The sequence below is a fragment of the Clostridium peptidivorans genome (assembly GCF_900205925.1).
GTDB lineage: Bacteria > Bacillota > Clostridia > Clostridiales > Clostridiaceae > Clostridium_AK > Clostridium_AK peptidivorans.
In genome coordinates, this window is sequence record NZ_OAOD01000004.1 from 112,810 (window position 1) to 127,120 (window position 14,311).

Annotated in this window: 15 protein-coding genes; 14 read left to right on the forward strand and 1 reads right to left on the reverse strand. The window is 28.8% G+C overall.

Features of this window, described 5'->3' with window-relative positions:
• Positions 1 to 519: 519 nt before the first annotated feature.
• The 7 genes from CRN98_RS05180 to CRN98_RS05210 all read left to right on the forward strand — a co-directional run bounded on the left by CRN98_RS05180 (position 520) and on the right by CRN98_RS05210 (position 8,091).
• Positions 520 to 1,953: an adenylate/guanylate cyclase domain-containing protein gene (locus tag CRN98_RS05180; RefSeq protein ID WP_097026355.1), complete on the forward strand. Its 1,434-nt coding sequence runs from the start codon at positions 520 to 522 to the stop codon at positions 1,951 to 1,953.
• 1 nt (position 1,954) lies between these two features.
• Positions 1,955 to 2,524 carry a Pycsar system effector family protein gene (locus CRN98_RS05185; protein ID WP_097026356.1) on the forward strand — a complete coding sequence of 190 codons (570 nt, stop codon included), beginning with the start codon at positions 1,955 to 1,957 and terminating at the stop codon, positions 2,522 to 2,524.
• Positions 2,525 to 2,541: 17 nt separating this feature from the next.
• The gene (locus tag CRN98_RS05190) at positions 2,542 to 3,285 is read left to right on the forward strand and encodes an adenylate/guanylate cyclase domain-containing protein (protein WP_097026357.1); all 744 of its coding nucleotides are present in this window, start codon (positions 2,542 to 2,544) and stop codon (positions 3,283 to 3,285) included.
• Between the two features lie 334 nt (positions 3,286 to 3,619).
• A complete protein-coding gene (locus tag CRN98_RS05195; protein ID WP_097026358.1) occupies positions 3,620 to 5,710 on the forward strand; it encodes a hypothetical protein in 2,091 nt (696 codons plus the stop codon).
• 197 nt (positions 5,711 to 5,907) lie between these two features.
• Positions 5,908 to 6,768: a damage-control phosphatase ARMT1 family protein gene (locus CRN98_RS05200; RefSeq protein ID WP_097026359.1), complete on the forward strand. Its 861-nt coding sequence runs from the start codon at positions 5,908 to 5,910 to the stop codon at positions 6,766 to 6,768.
• 400 nt (positions 6,769 to 7,168) lie between these two features.
• On the forward strand, positions 7,169 to 7,381 hold the full coding sequence (locus CRN98_RS05205) for a zinc ribbon domain-containing protein (RefSeq protein WP_097026360.1): 213 nt from the start codon (positions 7,169 to 7,171) through the stop codon (positions 7,379 to 7,381).
• Between the two features lie 248 nt (positions 7,382 to 7,629).
• Complete coding sequence (locus CRN98_RS05210) at positions 7,630 to 8,091, forward strand: DUF5071 domain-containing protein (protein WP_097026361.1); 462 nt, start codon at positions 7,630 to 7,632, stop codon at positions 8,089 to 8,091.
• Between the two features lie 230 nt (positions 8,092 to 8,321).
• On the opposite strand, the gene CRN98_RS05215 is transcribed toward CRN98_RS05210, so the two are convergent.
• Positions 8,322 to 9,269, reverse strand: a complete 948-nt coding sequence (locus CRN98_RS05215; protein WP_097026362.1) for a LysR family transcriptional regulator — start codon at positions 9,267 to 9,269, stop codon at positions 8,322 to 8,324.
• Between the two features lie 119 nt (positions 9,270 to 9,388).
• On the opposite strand from CRN98_RS05215, the gene CRN98_RS05220 reads away from it, so the two are divergent.
• From CRN98_RS05220 to CRN98_RS05250, 7 genes are all read left to right on the forward strand, one after another.
• Complete coding sequence (locus CRN98_RS05220) at positions 9,389 to 10,159, forward strand: sulfite exporter TauE/SafE family protein (protein ID WP_207653575.1); 771 nt, start codon at positions 9,389 to 9,391, stop codon at positions 10,157 to 10,159.
• Between the two features lie 72 nt (positions 10,160 to 10,231).
• Positions 10,232 to 11,188 carry a tRNA dihydrouridine synthase gene (locus tag CRN98_RS05225; protein WP_097026363.1) on the forward strand — a complete coding sequence of 319 codons (957 nt, stop codon included), beginning with the start codon at positions 10,232 to 10,234 and terminating at the stop codon, positions 11,186 to 11,188.
• Between the two features lie 627 nt (positions 11,189 to 11,815).
• Positions 11,816 to 12,157 (forward strand): hypothetical protein, encoded by a 342-nt coding sequence (locus tag CRN98_RS05230; protein ID WP_097026364.1) that lies wholly within the window; start codon positions 11,816 to 11,818, stop codon positions 12,155 to 12,157.
• A 177-nt stretch (positions 12,158 to 12,334) separates the two neighbouring features.
• On the forward strand, positions 12,335 to 12,592 hold the full coding sequence (locus CRN98_RS05235; protein ID WP_097026365.1) for a hypothetical protein: 258 nt from the start codon (positions 12,335 to 12,337) through the stop codon (positions 12,590 to 12,592).
• Positions 12,593 to 12,802: 210 nt separating this feature from the next.
• Positions 12,803 to 13,105, forward strand: a complete 303-nt coding sequence (locus tag CRN98_RS05240; protein ID WP_097026366.1) for a hypothetical protein — start codon at positions 12,803 to 12,805, stop codon at positions 13,103 to 13,105.
• 95 nt (positions 13,106 to 13,200) lie between these two features.
• Complete coding sequence (locus tag CRN98_RS05245; RefSeq protein WP_097026367.1) at positions 13,201 to 13,494, forward strand: hypothetical protein; 294 nt, start codon at positions 13,201 to 13,203, stop codon at positions 13,492 to 13,494.
• 382 nt (positions 13,495 to 13,876) lie between these two features.
• Positions 13,877 to 14,308: an NfeD family protein gene (locus CRN98_RS05250; protein ID WP_097026368.1), complete on the forward strand. Its 432-nt coding sequence runs from the start codon at positions 13,877 to 13,879 to the stop codon at positions 14,306 to 14,308.
• Positions 14,309 to 14,311 lie beyond the last annotated feature (3 nt).

The window sequence follows — 14,311 nt, forward strand, 5'->3', positions numbered from 1 at the left end:
ATTTTTATAGTACACTATCACGCGGTGTTAGGGTCAACACTTTTTTATCGTTGATATTTTAGTTATGGTAAATGCATAATAGACATACTGGTAACAAAGAGTTAAGCTATATTTACATAATTTAGCTAAAAATTGAAGAACATAATTTGATAAAATCATGGAAGAAAATTTATCTACTAAAATAGTTGGCTTGAAAAATGGAGAAGCTTTTAATATAAACAGCAATGAAATAAAAAATGTGTGCACCGGGCTTAGTTAATGTATATTTTACTAAGTAGATATGATTTTAAGAATGAAAAAGTAATATTATAAACGCTCTAAACTCTAAACTGAGATTAGAGCGTTTAATTTTATAGTATTTAAATTTCCATATTTTGAAGGATGTTGAGGTTATTTGTAGAATAATGGTATTATAGGAAGAGAAATTACATATTGTCAGTATTTCCATAATGCGTAATTCGAAAGACATAAGACTTTAATAATTATGAAATACCTTTAAGAAGGATAGTGAGATAAATAATGAATAATGAAATAATAAAAAAAGAATTTGAAAATGCCAATTCAGCTATTGAATCAATATTATCAGTGGCAGTTGAGAGTATTGAATTGAGTGATAGTTTACCCATTTTAGATGAAATTCCAGATTCTAATAAAGTATTTAAAGGAAAACTGTCAGTATTATTTGTTGATATGAGAAAATCAACGGATTTGACAGATGAAATAAAATCTAAAAAGATGGTCAAGGTATACCGCTCATTTATTCGATTAGTTATTCAAGCCATTCGCTATTCAGGTGGATTTTGTAGGCAGTTTGCAGGTGATGGTGTAATGGGCGTTTTTCAAGATATTACAGAGGGTGAAAACACGATTTCATCTGAGGTACAAGCAGTTAGAGCAGGAAGATATATTATAACTCTGATAGACTTTTGCTTAAATCCACTACTAAAACAGTATATGGATTTAACAATTTCTTGTGGAGTTGGTATATGTACTGGTACAGTTATGATAACGAAGGTAGGCATGAGAGGGAAAGAGAGCGATAGTACCGCAGAAAATGAATTAGGTATTACATGGGTTGGTCCCACTACAAACTATTCAAGTAGGCTCTGTAGCCTTGCACAAGCTGGAGAAATCTTTATAGATGAAGCTACATTTGAAAGGACTGAGAAAAGTAATGAAATATGGAAAAAAACAACAAGAATCAAAGCGGATAAAGCTTATCATGGATATATTGCGCTAGATTATTATCTGTCACTTGATAAAGAAATTGAAGCCCAGCCTATTAGAGGAGAAGATAGAGTAGATGAGACTACATTTGTACAGGAAATCTTTGATGAAACTCAAGAAGAGGCATTAAGACTAATAGGAGAGATTTCTAAAATCTCTATTGATTTTGGGAAAAAACTACAACAAATAACTGAAAAAGAAAAATTATTAAGCGAGAAACAAAAGACCCTTATAGAAAAGGAAAGGCTAGTAAAGCAAGTAGAAGCACAACTAGAAACAAGAAAAGCTACATTGAGTGATTGGGAAAGTCGTCTTAAGAATGAGGAACATTCTTTACATATTAATATTATAAAGAAAGCACATTGTAAAAAAGATTTCACTATTGAAATGGGGAAGGATTTTTGGAAATCTGAATTAGAATATGCGGGTATAACAGGAAAATTAATCGGGAAAAGTGAAACAGAAGTTAAAAAAGATGTATGTTATGCTTTAGTTAGCATTTATCAAGATTTACAAATGTGGAATGAGGCATATTTTGCATTATGCATACAAGCGGAGTATTACTCATGGATACATGCCTTCACTATAGAGCAAATTGTTAATAATTCTAAAATGGGAACCACCATTAAAGAAATAATTGAAAAAAGATTACAAACTGCATTATTTCCAGGCCTTGGAGAGGAATTGCTAAAAGGTCTAGATTTTTTGAAAAGGAGTGGATATTGATATGAATGGGGTTAATAATTTAAAAAAAATAGAAAAGGATGATGCCATAAACATTTTAGATAGAACAATTGGGTTTGTTACTAACTGTGATAGTAAGGCTTCAGTTTTACTTGGTGTTTTTGGTGTACTATTGACAATACTTTTTTCAAGTGATGGAGTTACAGAACTTAAAAGTATAATTAAAATAGCGATAAGTGCTGGTACATGGTATGGAGTTCTATATTGCGTAATTTTAGTTTTTACATCAATTGTATTTTATTTTGGTATAGTTAAGCTGTTACAGGTGTTATTTCCAAAGATAGATTGTGATGAACTTAAACAAGAAGATTTAGAGTTAAACTCGAACATATTTTTTGGAGGTATTTGTAAAAATTCTACATACAAGCAATATAAAGATAAAATGATGAAGTGTAATCAAGATGAGTATCTAAATGATATTATCTCACAAATATATCTAAATTCAGTAATCTGTGATAGGAAATATAAAAATTTTAAGATTGGAGTAGTAGTAGCTCTTATAGGTTTTTTGAGCTTTATAGCAGTATGGGGAATTGGAATAATAGTATATTAGAAAAGGGGGTATTTTATATGGTTGATTATGACTATAAAGCAGGAAAAAAGCGAGTTAAAGAAATATTGGACAATAAATTAGAGGTTATTGAAAAAGATAAAGTGCCATCAGACGAAGAGCTCACTTTTAATAATGGATATTATAGTTGGGTAACAGGTGTTTTTATAGATATTCGAGATTCTTCATCCCTGTTTTCAGATGAAGATAAAGAGAAGGTTTCAAAAATAATTAGAAGCTTTACATCAGAAATCATTGAGATTTTACGAGATGATGATAATTTAAGAGAAATAGGTATTCGTGGCGATTGCGTATATGCAATATATACTACACCATACAAGAGTGATATATACGAGATGGCAAACAAGTCATTTTATATTAATACTTATATGAAAATGCTGAATAAATTATTATCAGATAAAAAGTTTCCCACTGTTTCAGTAGGTATAGGTATTGCAACGGCTCAAGAGCTTGTGGTTAAGGCTGGTAGAAAAGATGTTGGAATTAATAGTAAAGTGTGGATTGGGGATGCCGTCACGAAAGCTTCTAATTTTTCGGCATTAGGTAGCAAAAATGGTCTTAGTGCAATTGTGTTTTCAAGTTGCAGTTATAATAATTTTATAGATGAATTGATTAGCAAAAGCGGCGAAAAAGCAAAGGATTGGTTTACAAAACATTCAACTACAGAATATGGAACGTATTATGATGCAAATATCATTATTATAGGATTTAATGACTGGATTGATAATGGGATGAATGAATAAATATATTTTAGTTTATCATTATCCATAAAACTTGACTTGTTGTGCTGAAAATAGGAAACTAAGTTATTCTCCCCATTAGGCTAATAATAGGAAGCTGATGTAGTCACAAAAAACACCTGAATATTGAATAAGATTTGGGATAATGAATGGTGAACCGTACCATAAGTAAATGAGGTTTTTAGTATTAGACATTGATTTTACTTGGCTAAGGCTATTTTTATTAATAAAAATACCGTATCATAAGTAATAAATGCTCAAATATAAAATAGTTATATTATTTAGAAAATGGTATAATAAAATTATTATTTTATGAAATAAAACTAGGAGGGTTTATATGGGGATACAACCAACAAATGCTGGTATAGATTTTCAACAAAGAGTATCTGCATGGTTTATAATTTGTATGTTGTTTCAAGTAGATATTGAAAATGTACTGAATTTAAATATTAATAGTTCAATTAAGGATATTACATTTGAATCAAATGATAAAATTGATGATTTAGTTATAACATCTAATAACAATAGAAAAATATATATGCAAATGAAACGTACCATTAACTTAAGTGAAAATGAAGGTAGTGAATTCTATAGTGTATGTCAACAATTTGTGAATCAATATTTACAAAACGATATTGATGATTTTGCATATATTCTAGTTACGAGTAAAAATTCTTCGAATAATATATCTGAAACTTTAAGAAGATTACTTGAAGGTATTAGGACAGCAAATAGTTTTTTAATTACTAAGGAGTTTAATAAAAACGAACAAGATGTATTTAGAAAAATTGATAGAGTAATAAAGCAAATATATTTAAATAGTACAGGTAAAGAAATAACAGAAAAAAATTTATTAGAGATATTAAAAAAAACACATGTAGAGATATTTGATATAGAAAATGGGCAGAGTTATGAAAAAGTTGTAAAATTGTATTTATATAATAAAATCAACGTAGATGTAAATTTGTTTTGGAGTTTTATGATTAAAATGGCCTTACAGTTAGCATCTGGTAGACAGACACTTAATAAGAAGTATTTAGATGAAAAATTTGAAGACTATTTAAAAAAACATAAAGAAAGTAATGGTAGTAATGAATTAATTAGTATGATAGGGCAGTTTGATTCACTGGAAGTAAGAAAAGATTATATTTTAGCTCTACAGAACCAACAAATAGATTTACTTTTTAATTTAAAAAATGAAATTCAAGATAATAATAAACTATATATTATAGAATTGTTCAGATTTAATGAAACTGGTAAAAAAGAATTAAGATATGAAGAACCTTATTTTTTAACATTAACCAATGGAATTAAATTAGAATTGGTTTATAGAAGTGCCACAGAACAAGGAATTGAGAGATTTATTTCAAGTAAAGAGTATAAAGATAGGTTTGAAGAATATGCTGTAGTTTATATCGGAAGCAATGATAGTGATGATGAAAATCAATTTGAAAAAATACATAATGATTTACTTTTGAAGTACCTTAATGAAAAAAGTAATTGTTTATGTTCTAATTGTGGTAAAGCAATTTTTCAAGAAGACTCTTTGTTAATTGAAATTGATAATGATAATTGTGAAGCAGATATTGGTATGATACATAAGGAGTGTTTAATACCTGTAAATAGAGTGCTTGGAATAGCAAAAATGCCATCCGTTAGAGATTATAAATTTTTGAAAAATTTTGATGTAAATTTGTGGATAAAGGAAATTAAAGACGGACAGTTTTGTTATAACGGTGCAAGAATATTAAATCAATCAATTAATCCACTTGTAGTGGAAACTGATACTAATTTATTGTTGGGTAGTTATTGTATTAAAACATTATTAGAAGATGGAACATATAAATTTGCTACTAGAAGAGGAAACATAGATAGAGTTAGTAAAAAAGATGCAGAGGATTTTGCAAATGAATTAAATGAAAATATAAAAACTGGGCAAATAGAAAAAAATCCTATTTGCTATTCAAGTAAAAGTTTTATTTTTGGTAGTTACACTACACTTGTAAGTCAACTAGGTGGCACAGAAGAATATATTGAATGTAAAAAATCAGAGGTAGTGAAATATAATGAATCTATAGCTAAGTTGCATAATAAATGCAAAAATTTCTATACCCCATTAATATACTTAGTAATTGATGAAAAACCATTGATAGTCAGTGACATATTTCCTTTATTTACAAATCCGCTTGAGCTTAATTTATATTTAGATAATTTTGAAAAAGTTAATATTAAGATTAAGGAATATCAAGTTGCTATTATTAGAGATGATAAAGAGTTTTGTTTAACAATAATGAACTTAATAAATAAAGGTATACGACCTATAATTGATATTAAATTTGGAAAGAACAATGAAATTATCCAAGGATATGTTGTACATACTATGTATGAAATGATGTTAATGCATAAAATGAAAATGCAGAAACATTAAGGTATATTTATAATACAAAAAGAAATTATACATGAAGAAATGATATCTAAATATTAATCGTAAAAACCTCACTTAGTGCCGATACGGTGAACCGTACCACAAGTAACGGCGGTTTTTTAGTTATAAATTGAAACGGTAGAATTCTGAATATGCTAGTTTATAAGATAAGATCATATTATTCTTAAGGAGAAGATTATATGAAAATTTCACGTGAATGCATTCACTGTCTTGCTAGACAAGCAGTAGAAATAGCTGAAGAAGCGACAAGTAATGTATCAATGCAAGAAGATATAATAAAAAGGTCTTTGAAAGAATTAGGAGAAATGGACTTCAATGAAACAGCACCTGAAATAGCTTTTAGGATGCATCAACATGCTAAGAATATTACTGGTGTTAATGATCCGTATTCAAGATTAAAGGAACAGTACAATGAAATTGCTAAGGAGATTTATGAGAGAATTACTGAAGAAAAATGGTTGGATAAGGCAGAAGATCGCTTCGATATGGCTTGTAGGCTGGCTATTGCAGGAAATATTATAGATTTTTCAGTTGGACTAAAGCTAGAGCAGTTAGATATTGTTAAGTCTGTTGAGGAAAGTATCAAACATGATATTTTTGGTACTGGAATAACTGCTCTACGAGAAGCAGTAGAAAAGTCCAAGTATATTATGTATATTGCTGACAATTCTGGTGAAATCATATTTGATAAATTTCTATTAGAGAATCTTCCAGTAAACAAGGTTACTTATGTGGTAAAGGGAGGTCCAATAGTTAATGATGCAACTATGCACGACGCAATAAGTACAGGTGTTGTAGACTTAGTAAAAGTTATTGACAATGGGCATTCAGCACAAGGGACGATATTAAAAGATTGCTCAAGTACATTTAAGAGTGAATTTAGTAAAGCAGATCTTATTATAAGTAAAGGACAAGCGAATTTTGAGACATTGAGTGATATTAAAGATAAGACTATATTTTATCTATTGCGAGCAAAATGCAGTTCAGTTGCTTCTGCTATCGGTTGTAAACGAATGGACTATGTGCTTACAAGTTACTAGAGTAAATTTCTTAATTAGATGCTTTAGATATGATATCAGGTACAGCACTTAAATACTTATTTTAAAACCGCCGATACTTATAGTGAGGTGAACCTTATCACAAGTAAAGTTAATTATTTTATTATGATTACAACTTCTAATTATCCATATAATGCCTATAAGGTTCGTTGATTATAGATCTAAGGTATTTGAGTATTGTATATGCAAGTGTGAAATAGAGAACGCTTAAATAAACATTAAAAGAGAGTGAAAATAATGGATGTCAGAATAAGAAAAGCAACTTTGAAAGATATAAATACGATTAGCAAAATATATGCTTTAAGTTGGAAGTCTGCCTATAATAAAAATATACATAAATCACTTTAGAATCATATATATAAGTTAAGGGGAGGTGCACAAAATGGAAAAGAAGCAGTATATCTGTCCAAAGTGCGGTAACAATGAATATGAAGCAGATCAATTTCAAGCAACGGGAGGAAATTTTGCAAAGATATTTGATGTACAGAATAAGAAATTTACTACTATTAGTTGTAAAAGATGTGGGTATACAGAATTGTATAAAACACGGTCTTCAGATGGATGGAATGTCTTAGATTTCCTTATAGGTAACTAGCCTAAATTTAATACTTAAAAATAGTAGCTATCAATTTGCGGTTGGAGCTGCTATTTTTTTGAGATTTTTTCTATAAGCAACACTATTAATAATAAACTAATAATTTAAAAATATAGTAATTCAATATATTGGGATTATAATCATAATTGGTATATAATATTAATACGAACTTATATAATGAAGCGTCATAACAGTAATATATTACGAAGTTATAATGAATTGATACTTAAATTATAAAGGGTGATTTTATGGAGGATATTAAAAAATTAATAAAAGATTTAGACTGGAATAAACCTGAAGATATAACACATAGGGCAATGAAAGAACTATTTAAAGTCAATGAAGAAGAAGCAATATTATTAGCAGATCAATCAAATGACTCATGTAGCAAATGTTGTTGGTATAATGCATCGATAATATTAAAAGAAATAGGTTATCCAAGAAATAGACTAACGCTACCTTATTTGATGAGTTGGTTTCAAGATGTTAATTGGCCAGGTGTTCCCAAAATTATAGAACTGCTTAAAGGCATAGATATAGAAATTTTAATACCACATATAAAATACGCCATGGAGAAAGCATTGAAGGAAGAAGATGATTTTTGGGCATTTGGTATCTTACGCCTATTAGATGAACTGAATATACCTAGCTCTAATTTTAAAGAAAATGGCCTTTTTAATCAGTTGGTTAAATTATCACAAGTGGAATAATATTGGTTCGTAATGTTAAAATCTTGCGACACAAGAATAAGATATTGTGAATTTCTTAAATGAACTCCAAAACAAAAAATATTAAAATTTTAACATTACTAATTAATAAAGGGTTGATTGAATCAACCCTTTTAAATGATAGGTTATAAAATATAATATTTAATCACTTTGCTTAAGAGAGAGAATACATAAACTTGTTTACACTCTAATAATAAAATTTTGACAAGCTATTACATTGGAAAAAAAGATGTAATTGAGTTTATGAATACGTCCACGCTTTTAGATAAATATCGATTCTTTTTTCGTATCAAAACTAGTTCTCTGCTAGAAAGCTCGCCATCTAGTTTATAGAAGCAAATATCTTGATTAAAGTTCATATAGCGTACTAAAGAATCTCGTATGAATGCAATTCCCATACCTTTGCAAGCAACATGATAAGATGTCATTAATTGATCTAGATACATTACTGCTTTTGGTACAAATCCAGCTTGTTGACACAATTTCATACTACGTGTATACATATCATTACCTTTTTTAAGTATCACAAAGGGCTCATTTGCAAATTTGTTTAACTGTACAGATGGAAAATCAGGTGACAGATGTCTATTCTCAGCTATATCCTGAAAGGATAAGCGATAGTGATTTAGTTCAGCGTTGATTTTATAATTTTTCGGAACCGCTAAAATGATATTTTCTTTGCCAATTACGTGATTTTCAAAGTGTTTTGTATCTAGATGACAACACTCTATTCCTAAATCAATTGTTTCTTTCATCAATTCTTCCTGTAAAGCAAAGGAGTTTACTTCAAGCAAATCCACAGTTATACCAGGGTGCTTACTTTTGAATTGTGCTATTATGTCAGGAAGTACAAAGGAGCAAAAGAAAGTTGAACCACCAATAGAAATTTTACCTGTTCTTAGAGTTGTTATATCTTGAAAGTACTCTTCAAGATTATTTTGAATGGCCTTGACCTGAAGGATGGCTTGTACATACATTTCCCCTGGCTCAGTTAAATGTATTGGTGTCGTACTTCTATCAAACAAAGGAACACCTAGTGATGTTTCTATTTTTTTGATATAAGCACTTAATGCTGGTTGACTGATATAAAGATTTTTTGCAGCTTTTGAAAAGCTACCTTCTTTATAAACCTCGTATACATAGTCCATTCCTTGAAACACTTCACTATCTCCTGCCTATAATTAAATTTGTATAATAATTATATAAATATACAAATTGGATTATATCATTTTGATGTGATATTATCAAGAAAAGGATAATATTTAAGGAGATGATATTTATGGGTTCACTTTCAATCCCAATGCTAATTATGCTTTATTTTTTAGTTTTTATAGCTGGATTTATTGACTCTATTGCTGGTGGCGGTGGGTTAATTGCACTTCCCGCTTACTTAATTACTGGCATGCCCGTTCATGTAGCCTATGGATGCAATAAGTTTTCTTCTGCCTGTGGGACTACCATTGCTACTATTAGGTTTTTAAAGAACCGCTCCATAGATATTTATATTGCAGCCGTTGCTGCTGTAAGTTCATTTATAGGTTCTGCTATAGCATCACAGATTGTATTAATCCTTGATGAGGAAATTTTAAAGAAGATGCTTGTTTTTATCATACCAGTTGCCGCTGTTATTATTTTATTTAATAGGAACTATGGAAGTGAAAATACTTCTAAAGAGCTTGGTGGTATAAAACGTTTTATTATAGCAGTATTAATAGGATTGCTTATCGGTTTCTATGATGGCTTAATTGGTCCTGGGACAGGCACTTTTGCTATTATTGCTTTTTCAGTGCTTATGAAATACGACTTAAAAACTGCGTCAGGTAATTCAAAACTTTTAAACCTTGCATCAAATTATGCATCCCTAGTAACATTTGTGATTGCGGGCACAATTAACTATAAAATAGCAATTCCAGCTGCTTTATGCGGGATTTTAGGAAACTATCTTGGAGCTGGTTTCGCTATAAAAAAAGGAGCCAAGTTTATTCGCCCGACGATGGTAGCGGTATTAGTTCTATTGTTAGTTAAGATGCTGTCGGATGTGTTTGTTTAACGATGACTATACAAAAATATATTTGTTGGATACAATAGATATGAAATTACTTATGATGAGGAGTCGTATAATATGAAATACTATTTTGCACCGTTAGAAGGTGTTACTGGATATATATATAGAAATGCATATCAAACTTTTTTTGGACAAATTGACAAATACTTTACACCCTTTATCTCACCAACTAGTAATAAGGGCTTTACCTCGAGAGAATTAAATGATATATTACCCGAACACAATCAAGGACTGACTGTGGTTCCTCAAATACTTACGAATAATGCTGAGTATTTCACTCGCACGGTGAACGAGTTAACTAAGTTTGGTTATGATGAGATTAATTTAAACTTGGGCTGTCCATCTGGTACAGTTGTTGCTAAACATAAAGGTTCAGGATTTCTTGCACAAAGAGAACAGCTGGATGAATTTTTAGAGGATATATTTTCAAAGGCATCAACGAAGATTTCCATAAAGACAAGAATTGGAAAGGATTCTCCAGATGAATTTTATGAGCTGATTGAAATCTTTAACAAGTATCCTCTGGAGGAGATTATCATTCATCCAAGAATACAAACGGACTTTTACAAGAATAAGCCGAATAGGTCGGTATTTAAAGATGCATTAGCGTTAAGTAAAAATCCTGTTTGCTATAATGGTGACATTTTTAATAGATCGGACTATAGGGAATTGACAGAAATGTATCCAAGTTTAGGCGCAGTAATGCTAGGTCGAGGCCTTATTGCAAATCCATCATTAATCGGAGAAATTAAGAATAATCATGTCGTAGATAAGCAGGTAATGAAGGCATTTCACGATGCAGTTTATTCAGGCTATCAGGAAATCCTTTCTGGAGATAGAAATGTATTATTTAAAATGAAAGAATTTTGGTTTTATATGATACACTTGTTTGTAGAGAGTGATAAATATGCTAAGAAAATAAGAAAGACAGATAGATTATGCGATTATGAGGCAGTTATATCGAGGCTGTTTCAAGAGCTTGATATAGAAGAAACACTTTTACGCGGATTTTAATATGATCAATATTGATACAAAAAATAGCATATTATTTTATAAAAAGATTATGATTAGATACAATTGCCCCAGTTGATTGTAGCAATTGTTTTAGCAGAGCAACAGATATTAAACAGTCTATCTCAAAATTTTATTTTGAGATAGACTGTTATTTTTCAGTGTGATTAAAATATACTCAGATGTGTGTTTATATGACTTTAAGAGGGTTGATATTAACTTATATTTAGATATTTATACCTAATAATACAATATATATAATATGGTATAATTACTATGTTGTTGTAATAATATAGTATATTTTGTATTAAAAATGAGCTTATAGATGATATTACATAGGAAAAAGAGTAAGGATAAATTGATGTTTGATTAATATATATACTAACGAATAATTTTAGTTTTTTTAGGATTAAATTTTTTAATGCAGGAATTGTGGAACTGGTTTAAAGGAGATTCCCTTATACGCAATGCAGTTGCAATAACTATAGCTAATATATTTATTGATTTGATTAGATTTTTATATAGGAAATATAAAATTACCAAAAACGAATCAGATTGACTGTTTAATTCACAATCTTGTTATTAAGTTCATTAACAATTATAAAGAATATTAATTTGGAGGTATAAATTTTGGGTAAGATTAGAAAGAAATTTGGTGCAGGTTCGCTTTCATTACTACTATGTATTATAGGAGTATTATTTACTTCTTCTTTTGGGGATAAGGGAGCATTTGGAGATGTTATTATAAAGCTTATAGGGCTGAAGGCATGGTCTAATGGAGATAGAGGAATACACTACACTATATATTATGCTCCTATATTTTTTATACCATCTGTCATTTTAGGAATGAAATTCAAAGATGATTCAGGTGCAAAGCTAGGTAAAATAATATCTTCAATTATGCTTATAGTTGTATTTTTAGTAATAATTTTTTTATCAGTAACAGCAACGGGTAGTGCGCAAATTTCTTAAATTGCATAAAATAAGGTAGTCCGCATATGCACTATCTTATTTAGTTCAGAAAATAAATTTTTTATAAAACTTGAAACATTTTAGATACTTAGCCCCTCTTATATAGTGTAAAGTATATAGCTATATGTTAAAAAATAATGAAATGTGGAAAAGAGGAATTAATACTCGGAGGTGTTTATGAAAAAGTTATATATAAGTATTAAAATAAGTGTAATATTGTATTTAGTGGTAGATCTTATGATTGCGTGCAATGTATTTGGTAATAAAATAATTGGCAATTATATGCCTTTATTTGCAGCTCCTATACTATTAATGCTTAACAGTAAATTTTATCAAAAAACTGAATATAAAAATAAAAAAGTAGATTCTATTTTTAATGTTATAGCAATTATTTTATTTATATTAATTATAGCTGTGACACTGATTAATTGGTAAATAAATATTTAGTTTTGTATAGTTATATGGGTTCTTAAGATATATATTCTTAATATATTTATTCAATAAATTAGAATTAGAGGAGTTTAAAGAATATGAAAATAAATATGAAAAAATTCTTTATATTTTCACTTATATTACTTATAATACCAATGTATTTTTACTATACAAAACCTAATATATGTTCAAAATCCTATGAAGGGATACGATGTGTTTGAAGGTGATTTATATATAAACAATGATATATTGAAAAATATTAAATTAGAATTTGATAAATTTAACAACTCACCAATTAGATATGATGATAAAAAAAGTAATACATTAACAACTTATGGATATATAATCATAAGTGATAACATGGATAAATTAACCATATTAGTAGCTGAAAAAGATATTAATAATGATTCTAAAAGTTGGCATTATGAAAATGGATTAATAATATCAGCACCAACTGATACAAAAGAAAATGCTATAAAAATTGCTGATCAGTTATTAACAAAACCTCATCAATAAATAAAAAATAATAGGCTATTAAGGAAATAGTGACATAAAAATACTTCTATTATTCAAAAGATTATATTTCTACATATTTCAAAAGGAGAAACTTCATGAAATTTAAATTTAAAGAAATAGTTAAAATCATATATTTTATTATGTTACAAATATCATTTGGATGTATGTATTGGGTTTCATATGGGTTTTTAACTTATTTTAAAGATATAATATATGACTTTATGATTTGCATTATTTTTATTTTGGGTATTGCTTTTCCTAATTTTTATATAAGTGAAAAATTAATAGATAATAAAAAATTAGCTACATTTCTGCAAATTAGTATTTTAGTTTTAGTAGCAAATATTTTATTTTCTAAATTTGGAAGCCCAATTATTATAGTTAAGTGAATCATCTATATTCAAGAGTTTATAGTATTAGACAGATTATTGGAGACTGTATAATAGTGATAACTTTCATATTTCTAAGTTATATATTTCGAAATGCTATGAATTATTTATTTTATTTAATATCATTTTTAAATGTGTAATAATTATAGTTTGATTTAAAATTAAATATATATTTACAAATATTTAAAGATGAAAAAAGTAATGGGTTATGATAAAGGTTTTAAACCGTTGAGGCTAAAAATTAGGTCGCAATTTTTAGTCAATTGATGTATAATGTTATTAGTGAAACTTCATAAATAAGGTTTCACTTCTAAAATTTTTAAGAAACAAAAAAGTTTAGAGATTTGCTGCAAACAAGTAATAGGTAAAGGAGGGGGTCGGCATGCTTACCACAACAGCTGCAATAATGTGGGTGATTATAGGCGGAGTTGCACTTGCTGTAGATTTAATTACTAGTAGTCTTTTATATGTATGGTTTACAGTAGGAAGCTTAGCAGCATTATTGGCACTTATACTTGGGTATTCATTTACAGTACAAGTCATAGCCTTCATAGCTGTTAGTGTATTGTTTTTAGCTATAGGATATCCTCTTGCAAAAGAAATTCTGAAAAAGTCCGTAGATAACATTCCTACAATGGAGGCAGGATATGTAGGTAGAGAAATCATTGTAGATAATGAAGTTATAGAAAGAGCCATGGTTAAAGTGGATGGAGTTTACTGGACAGTTAAAAACGAAGGAGAACCTATAAATAAGGGTGACAAAGTTAAGGTAACTGGAATAGAGGGCAATAAATTAATAATTAAGAAAATATAGGGA

What these genes read in the sequence shown, in the direction of transcription:
- CRN98_RS05200 (WP_097026359.1), top strand. Translation starts at nt 5,908, where the DNA reads ATGAAAATTTCACGTGAATGCATTCACTGTCTTGCTAGACAAGCAGTA.
- CRN98_RS05180 (WP_097026355.1), top strand. Translation starts at nt 520, where the DNA reads ATGAATAATGAAATAATAAAAAAAGAATTTGAAAATGCCAATTCAGCT.
- CRN98_RS05210 (WP_097026361.1), top strand. Translation starts at nt 7,630, where the DNA reads ATGGAGGATATTAAAAAATTAATAAAAGATTTAGACTGGAATAAACCT.
- CRN98_RS05220 (WP_207653575.1), top strand. Translation starts at nt 9,389, where the DNA reads ATGGGTTCACTTTCAATCCCAATGCTAATTATGCTTTATTTTTTAGTT.
- CRN98_RS05185 (WP_097026356.1), top strand. Translation starts at nt 1,955, where the DNA reads ATGAATGGGGTTAATAATTTAAAAAAAATAGAAAAGGATGATGCCATA.
- CRN98_RS05245 (WP_097026367.1), top strand. Translation starts at nt 13,201, where the DNA reads ATGAAATTTAAATTTAAAGAAATAGTTAAAATCATATATTTTATTATG.
- CRN98_RS05195 (WP_097026358.1), top strand. Translation starts at nt 3,620, where the DNA reads ATGGGGATACAACCAACAAATGCTGGTATAGATTTTCAACAAAGAGTA.
- CRN98_RS05225 (WP_097026363.1), top strand. Translation starts at nt 10,232, where the DNA reads ATGAAATACTATTTTGCACCGTTAGAAGGTGTTACTGGATATATATAT.
- CRN98_RS05235 (WP_097026365.1), top strand. Translation starts at nt 12,335, where the DNA reads ATGAAAAAGTTATATATAAGTATTAAAATAAGTGTAATATTGTATTTA.
- CRN98_RS05190 (WP_097026357.1), top strand. Translation starts at nt 2,542, where the DNA reads ATGGTTGATTATGACTATAAAGCAGGAAAAAAGCGAGTTAAAGAAATA.
- CRN98_RS05205 (WP_097026360.1), top strand. Translation starts at nt 7,169, where the DNA reads ATGGAAAAGAAGCAGTATATCTGTCCAAAGTGCGGTAACAATGAATAT.
- CRN98_RS05250 (WP_097026368.1), top strand. Translation starts at nt 13,877, where the DNA reads ATGCTTACCACAACAGCTGCAATAATGTGGGTGATTATAGGCGGAGTT.